At 60.1% G+C, this 7,420-nt stretch carries 8 protein-coding genes; 2 read left to right on the plus strand and 6 right to left on the minus strand.

The window, feature by feature from the left end; all coding sequences use genetic code 11:
• The coding region (locus A3730_RS16920) for a TetR-like C-terminal domain-containing protein (RefSeq protein WP_197477506.1) at positions 1-353 on the plus strand (353 nt) is incomplete at its 5' end.
• 104 nt (positions 354-457) lie between these two features.
• On the plus strand, positions 458-2,593 hold the full coding sequence (locus tag A3730_RS16925; protein WP_063519178.1) for a molybdopterin-dependent oxidoreductase: 2,136 nt from the start codon (positions 458-460) through the stop codon (positions 2,591-2,593).
• Here A3730_RS16925 and A3730_RS16930 read toward each other — a convergent pair.
• The 6 genes from A3730_RS16930 to A3730_RS16955 all read right to left on the minus strand — a co-directional run bounded on the left by A3730_RS16930 (position 2,590) and on the right by A3730_RS16955 (position 7,129).
• A complete protein-coding gene (locus A3730_RS16930) occupies positions 2,590-3,336 on the minus strand; it encodes a DUF4336 domain-containing protein (RefSeq protein ID WP_063519179.1) in 747 nt (248 codons plus the stop codon). The genes A3730_RS16925 and A3730_RS16930 overlap by 4 nt on opposite strands.
• Positions 3,314-4,384: an alpha/beta fold hydrolase gene (locus A3730_RS16935; RefSeq protein WP_063519180.1), complete on the minus strand. Its 1,071-nt coding sequence runs from the start codon at positions 4,382-4,384 to the stop codon at positions 3,314-3,316. Before A3730_RS16935 ends, A3730_RS16930 begins: the two co-directional genes overlap by 23 nt.
• An 85-nt stretch (positions 4,385-4,469) precedes the next feature.
• Entirely contained in the window at positions 4,470-5,816 is a 1,347-nt protein-coding gene (locus A3730_RS16940) for an ATP-binding protein (RefSeq protein WP_063519181.1), read from the minus strand.
• Entirely contained in the window at positions 5,813-6,481 is a 669-nt protein-coding gene (locus A3730_RS16945; RefSeq protein ID WP_063519182.1) for a response regulator transcription factor, read from the minus strand. The genes A3730_RS16940 and A3730_RS16945 overlap by 4 nt, the downstream gene beginning before the upstream one ends.
• Positions 6,481-6,765, minus strand: coding sequence for a PepSY domain-containing protein (locus A3730_RS16950; protein ID WP_231880471.1), 285 nt, complete (start codon positions 6,763-6,765; stop codon positions 6,481-6,483). The genes A3730_RS16945 and A3730_RS16950 overlap by 1 nt, the downstream gene beginning before the upstream one ends.
• A gap of 55 nt (positions 6,766-6,820) precedes the next feature.
• Positions 6,821-7,129, minus strand: coding sequence for a PepSY domain-containing protein (locus tag A3730_RS16955; protein ID WP_063518919.1), 309 nt, complete (start codon positions 7,127-7,129; stop codon positions 6,821-6,823).
• Positions 7,130-7,420 lie beyond the last annotated feature (291 nt).

Here is a 7,420-nt window from a genome sequence, read left to right on the forward strand (position 1 = left end):
AAAGCATTCAAAATTTTGTCCGGGAATATCTGCGCTTTGCCACCGAGAACCCGGAACAGTACGAACTGATGTTCGGGCGCACTATCTGGAAAGGCGGCGAGCCCACCGATGAACTCAAAACCATCGCCTATCGCAGCTTCCGTCACTATGCCGAGCGACTGGCAACGCTGCTGGCGGGCCGCCTGCCGGCGAGAACCGATTCCCTGCGCGTGGCCCAGGCCAGCTGGGCCACCGTCCACGGCCTGTGCCGGCTGCTGATTGATGGCATTTACGTGAACCGGGAAGATATCGAGACCGTCAGCGAGCAGTCCATTGCCCTGATCATGGCCGCCCTGTCACAGCCTTCCTCCTGACCCTGCGGGCCCGCCCCATAACCGCGACGCCACAAATGAGTGGAACGGTCATGTCCTGCCCGGGCGTGATTGGCTAGCCTGACTGAATCGTCAGGGAGGCTGCCATGAAATCCATTCCAACATTTTGCCGGGTCTGTGAACCCTCCTGCGCACTGATTGCCCAGGTCGACGACGGCAAAGTCACCCGCCTGCAACCGGACAAGGCCCACCCTGTCAGCAAAGGTTTTGCCTGCCACAAGGGCATTAACTACCTGGCCATCCACCAGGACCCGGATCGCCTCGATCAGCCCCAGGTACGGCAAGGCAGCCGCCGGCCCGGTGAAGGCCAATGGCAACCCCGGGACTGGGACAGTGCGATAACAGACATCGGCACCGCTCTCACCCGGATCCACACACAGCACGGGCCGGATGCCATCGGCGGCTATATTGGCAACCCCTCGGCTTTCAACGCCCTGGGCAGTCAGGCCATTGGCGATTTCTTCATGGCCATGGGCAGCCGGCGCATTTTCAACTCCGGCACCCAGGACTGCGCCAACAAATTTGCCGCCGGCGAAGCCGTGTTCGGCACCAGCACCCTGCACCCGGTACCGGATATCGAGAACACCGATTGCCTGCTCATGTTCGGCGAAAATCCGAAAGTCTCGCACATGAGTTTCATCTCCATCGCCGACCCCATGGCCAAGATCCGCACCGCCTGCCAGCGCAGCGCCCAGGTGTTCTACATCAACCCCCGCCTAATCGAATCCGCCAGCCCCAAAACCGGGGAAGTGATACAAATCCTTCCCGACACGGACCTCTATTTGATGGCCGCCCTGCTCCATGAAATGGATGCGCTGGGCCGTTTCGATGAAAACGTCATTCGCGAGCATGGCACGCGCATAGATGCCTTGCGTGCTTTTATTGCCCCCTACTCCGCTGATGCCGTGGCCGAGGTGGTAGGCCTGGGTGCCGACACCATTCGTGACCTGGCAGATACGTTCAGTGGCGCAGAGCGTGCCTGCGTGCACATGTCCACCGGCGTCAACATGGGCCAGCACGGCACACTCTGTTATTGGCTACTGCAGATGCTGAGCTTCGTTACCGGCAACCTGGACAAGCCCGGCGGCAACTTCTACAGCGAAGGGTTCTACCCCGCCGCCAAGGCCGGCCGCGCCCGCCTTGATAACGTATTTTTTCCCTCCCAGCATGGGGAAATGCGGCATATCCGCGGCGCCTTGGCCGGCAACCTGCTGCCAGACATGATCCTCGACGACGACAACCCGATCCGCGCCCTGGTAGTGATTGCCGGCAACCCCTTGCTCAGCGTGGGCGGTGAAGGCCGCTGGCGCCAGGCGCTGGAAAAGCTGGACCTGTTGATCGTCATTGATCTGTTCCGCAATGCCACGGGGGAATACGCACATTACTTGCTGCCCTCGGCAGACATGCTGGAACGCCCGGACCTGAATATCTGTGGGCTGGGCATGCAGTACCAGCCCTATGTGCAATACACTGACGCGGTGGTTCCGCCCGCCGCACAACGCCGTGAAGAATGGTGGATTCTGTCGCACCTGTTGCAGGCCATGGGACGGCACGCGCCCATGCTGGAGCAGGACCCGCCCCGCCCATTCGGCCGGCTGGATCACATGCTGTCACGTACCGGGCTTTGCGTGGACACACTGGCACAACAGCCATCCGGCACCACCGTGCTGGACACTCAATCCATCGGCCGCTTCTATACGGATTTCATTCAAACTGATGACAAACGGGTCGATTGCTGCCCACCGCTATTTGCTGATGCCATGGAACTGGCCAACCAGCAATTTCAGGCCCTGACCACCTCGACTCCAGCCTTCCGGCTGATCAACCTGCGTACCAACTACATGCACAACAGCTGGTACCAGAATGTGCCGACACTGAAACGTGGCGCCCATGCCAGCAATGCGCTGCACATGAACCCGGCAGACCTCCAGTCCATAGGCATTGATGACGGCGACGAAGTCGAGGCCAGCAATACCTACGGGCGGGTGCGAGTCAAGGTGCGCAGTGACGACAGTCTGCGTGAAGGTGTGGTCGCCATGACCCACGGCTGGGGCAACCGGCAAACACCGGGGATGCGCGTGGCGCAGCAGCACCCGGGAGTGAACATCAACGCACTGCTTCCCAACGGCCCCGGCAGCTTTGAGAAACTCAGTAATCAGGCCTTCATGAGTGGCGTGCCGGTCTCGATTAATCCGGTGGCGACTCAGCGTACCCGCGCTTAACCCAGCCAGCGAAAGGCGCGCTTCAGCGCCTGGGTGCCATCGTGGTCAATCCAGTTACCATGGGCCAGCACGATGCGCTCCGGTTGCCATTGCAGCATGCGCTGGAAGCTGGCCCGTGCCTGATCCTTGCCGCCCCGAAAAGTAAACCGGTAATCCAGTGGCGCCTGTCCGTGCGGTGCAACCACACCCGCCAGGCGCAGCAGCCACCGCAGGCGCCAATGCACTTTGCCGGGATCAAAATTCTCGATTAGATCAGCCAGGATCAGCGTGCGGCTGGGGCGATGCAAAAACACCACCTCCTCCATCACCGAGCTGCCGCGAAAGCACAACTGATCAAGAGTGTCATGCCATTCCGGCGGCGGACGGTCGCCCAGATCATCGCTGAACGACACAGATATATTCTGGCTACTGGCTCGCTCTCTCACCCCCGGTGAGGCCCAGCAACGGGCCTCGGGATAGTGTGCCGACCAGTCAGCGATATAGGCGTAGTGAATCCGGTTGGGCGACACCAGATGCGTCACCGTGCCCAGGGTTTCCAGCTGCCTGGCCAGGGGCGCGTTCCACGCCACCGGTGAATGCAGCCACAACCGGTTGCCCGGCAAACGCACAATGGTCATCCGGGTCGTGAAGGGAAGCCCTGCCCCATACAGGGCCATATGTATCACCGGCCCATCGACAATCCAGACGTCATCGGCCACCGGCTTGAGCCAGTTCACCGGTTCATACAATGACAGCACAGCCATGATACCCCTCCCTGGGCCAGACAGCCCGACAACGGGTCGTCAGAAAATTCAGTAACGCCTCGCGGTATGCATCAAACGCTTCATATTGTGGAACATGACCGATGCCCTCCAATTCAACCAGAGTCGCATCAGGAATGCGTTGCGCCGCTTTCTTGCCCAGCTGGTCATAGCGCCCCAGTTGGGCACGCTCTGATTCCGGTGCCCGGTTACGTCCCAGCGCGGTGCGGTCCCGGGTGCCGATGATCAACAGGGTGGGCACCTCAAGCCGCGCAAAATCCTGCACCACCGGCTGGCTGTAAATCATGTCGTAGGCAAGGGCGGAATTCCAGGCAATACGCGGGTAGTCCGGCCCGCGAATCCAGCCCTGTTGCAAGGTCAGCAAGGGGGCATAATCGTCTTTCCACTGGCCATCGAAATAGCTGGCCGTCATATAGGCCTTCACTTTTTCCGGGGTTTTCTTCAGCTCCCCTTCATACCAGGCATCCACGGATTGCCAGGGCACCACCGGGCGCCAGTCTTCCAGGCCAATGGGGTTCACCAATACCAGCGCATCACTGCGTTGCGGGAACATCAGGGCAAAGCGGGTCGCGAGCATGCCTCCCATGGAGTGGCCGACCACGGTCGCGCTGTCCACCTTGAGCGTATCCAGCAAACGTCGGGTTTGATCAGCCAGCACCTGAAAACTGTACTGAAAATGGGCGGGCTTTGAGGATTTCCCGAAACCGATCTGATCCGGCACCACCACGCGATAGCCCTGCTCAAGCAGGGCAGCCATGGTGGTTTCCCAATATGCCCCGGAGAAGTTCTTGCCATGGAGTAACAGCACCGTTTCGCCATTGGCATCTTCCGGCGTCACATCCATATACGCCATTTCCAGGCGCTGTTGCTGATCCGTCACGGCCAGGGTCTGGACCGGATAAGGATAGGCATAACCCGAGAGCTGTGCATCCAGCGCCACCGGCTCTGCCAGCGCCAAACGACTCAACAACAGGCAAAGCAGGACACCCAGCCCCTGACTCCATTGACGCTGAATCGATTCCCCCTTCATGGCACCTCCTCACTGGCATGTTTTTGAACACTTACCCGTTGTGAGTGCGTTTTGCACGTCCGGTTCCCGCTAATTGCCGCTGTTTTCACTGCGGGTGGGGGAAATGCAGACCAACCCGCAACCCGCCCGAGGGGCTTTCATCCAGCACCAGTTTGCCACCGTAAGCCGCCACGGTATCGCTGACGATCGACAATCCCAGCCCGTGGCCAGCAGCGCGCTCATCCAGGCGCAGCCCCCGTTGTAGCACCTGTTCGCGGCGATCTTCCTGGATACCGGGGCCATCATCCTCCACACACAGTATCAGCTGCTTGCGCTCTTCATTGTCCGCACAGCGTTCTTCCACCACGTGTACCGCCACGCGGACACGACGATTCGCCCATTTGAAGGCGTTATCCAGCACATTGCCCAACACTTCGAGCATGTCATCGCGATCAAACGGCTGAGCCGGTAGCGCCGCCATCTCCAGATGGATGTCCAGGTCACGCCGGTGAGCCTGCTCCAGCGTGGTCAGCAACAGGGGGATATCCTGCGCCGGAGAAAATGGATTACTGGTCGTCACGCCCGCCGCGACCCGGGCCCTCCCCAGGGCGCGGCGAATGTTGGCTTCCATCTGCGCCAGCTGTTCGCAGAGCAGAGCATGCAACTCCGGGTCCGACGCCGCCAGTTCCTCCGTGCAGCGATTCTTGAGAATCGCCAGCGGGGTTTTCAGCGCATGGCCAAGGTCACCCAGCGCATGACGGGAACGCTGGAGTTGCTGCTCCGTATGGCGCTGCAACCGGTTGATCTCTACCACCAGGGGATGCAGCTCCAACGCCACTGTCTCGCTCAATTCATGACGCTGCCCGCCGCGCAGTTGTTCAATTTCGTCCCGTGCCCGGCGAAGGGGGGCCAGGCCCCGGCGCAGTAACCACTGCTGGACGCCGGCCAATACCAGCAACACCACCACCCAGACCACCAGCACCACGGTGCGCGTCTGGTTATAGGTGTGCAGAATCGGGGTGTAATCCTGGGCCACCACCACAGTGATGGGCTGGCCTTTTTTTTCGTATTCACCGCGAAAGCGCAGCAACTGCTGATCCGCCGGCCCGGTTTGCAAGGCTGCATGCACCCCCGGCTGCGCAGGCACCTCCAGCTGCTGATCCCACAGCGAGCGCGACCGCCAACGCTGCTCCCCCAACAACACCACAAAATAACGCCCGGACAGGGGCCGTCGGTAAGCAGGATGCAAACGGGAGGTATCCAGGCTCAAGCGTCCTTGTGGGTCGGCCATCAGTGCGGCCAACACCCCGGCGGCATCATCGCGTAACTGCAGGCTCAGGGTCAGGCGCTGATCGCGCTCCAGCCACCACAGCGCCCCCTGGCTGATCACCACCCCGGCCAGCAGCAGGCTGACGAACAGGCTGATTCCCAGCCGACGCCCCATGGAGGTCATCGCGCTTGCCCGGTGAAGACATACCCCTGCCCACGGCGGGTTTCGATCACGCTTTTCCCCAGCTTGCGGCGCAGGCGGTTCACGTGTACTTCCAGTACGTTGGAGTCGCGGTCACTTTCGTTATCGTACAGATGAGAGGCCAGCTGCCCTTTGGAAAGCAATCGATCAGGGTTATGCATGAAGTATCGGAGCATGCGGAATTCTGCGCCGGTCAGGGTGATTTCCGTTTCCCCAGACCAGACGCTCTGGCGGTTTTCATCCAGTTTGAAAGTGCCCGCCGTCAGCTGGGCCGTATTCGCCCGGCCATGGGTGCGCCGCAACAAGGCCTGTACCCGCAGTAACAGTTCGTCAGGGTGAAACGGTTTGGCCAGGTAGTCATCGGCCCCGCTTTGCAGGCCTTCAATGCGTTCCGCCCAGCTGTCGCGGGCCGTGAGGATCAGCACGGGCACCTGTTGATTGTCCCCGCGCCACTGCTGCAGAACCTGCAAACCATCCAGACCCGGCAGACCCAGGTCCAGAATCACCAGATCAAACGGATCATCATTGAGCGCGGGCAAGGCATCACGACCATCCGCCAGCCAATCCACCGCGTAGCCATGCTCACGAAGCATGGGCATGAGCTGATCCGCCAGCGGGATACTGTCTTCGACCAGAAGAATCCGCATCAGTCGTCACGCTCGTCATCAAGGATGTCTGCGGTGCGGGCATCCATTTCAATCTCGCGGACCACCTGGTCCCGGGTCAGCAACTCAATTTCATAGATCAGCAGGCCATCGTCACGTTCCAGCTCGACCTCCAGCACACGACCTTGCGGGTAGCGTTGTTCCAGCGTTTTCAGCAACGACGCAAGCGACAGGATTTCCCCCTGCTGACGTAGCCGCAAGGCTTCATCCTGGCTAATGTCATCGGCCACACTGGAGAGCGAACACACGCACAACAGGGCGATCAAGATCGCCCTGCTCTTGCGTGGCCATCGGCCCGGCAATGTGTGGGAAAGCAAGGACTCAGTCCTTCTCTTCGCCCAGCACGTCACCATTGCTGGCATCGATATCCAGATCCCACTCCACGCCCTGCGGGTCGCGCAGCTCAACCTGGTAGATGTAGCGGCCATACTCGTTTTCCAGATCCGTGTCGGTAATTTTCGCATTGGGGTGCTTGTCCAATACTACCTTATCGAGTTTATCCAGGGACTGGATAGTGCCGTCTTTCACCAGTGTATCGATCTGGCTATGGGGTACGTCATCGGCCTGTACTGCACTGACAGACGCCACACCCAATACCGCAGCCATCAATGTTGTTTTGGTCAAAGTCATGTTTGCTCTCCTTTTCGTTGAAGTCGGGAGAACCATAACGCGCCAAGCTGAACGCAAACTGAATGCTGGCTGACACCGACCTGAACCCGGCAAGCAGAATGGGCAGCGGCCTTTTAACCGGCAAAATGCCCTTTCACCCCATTGGGGTGTGACGCAGTTATCTTTCCAGCATGAATCCGATATATTGCCCTGATAACCATTCGCGTCCCTGCTATCAAGCGGTTACCACAGCCAATTGATAAGGCGCAGGCCCACTGCGGCCACACGAAACACCGCAAACCCGTCCAGGGG

The organism is Alcanivorax sp. HI0044, from assembly GCF_001634945.1.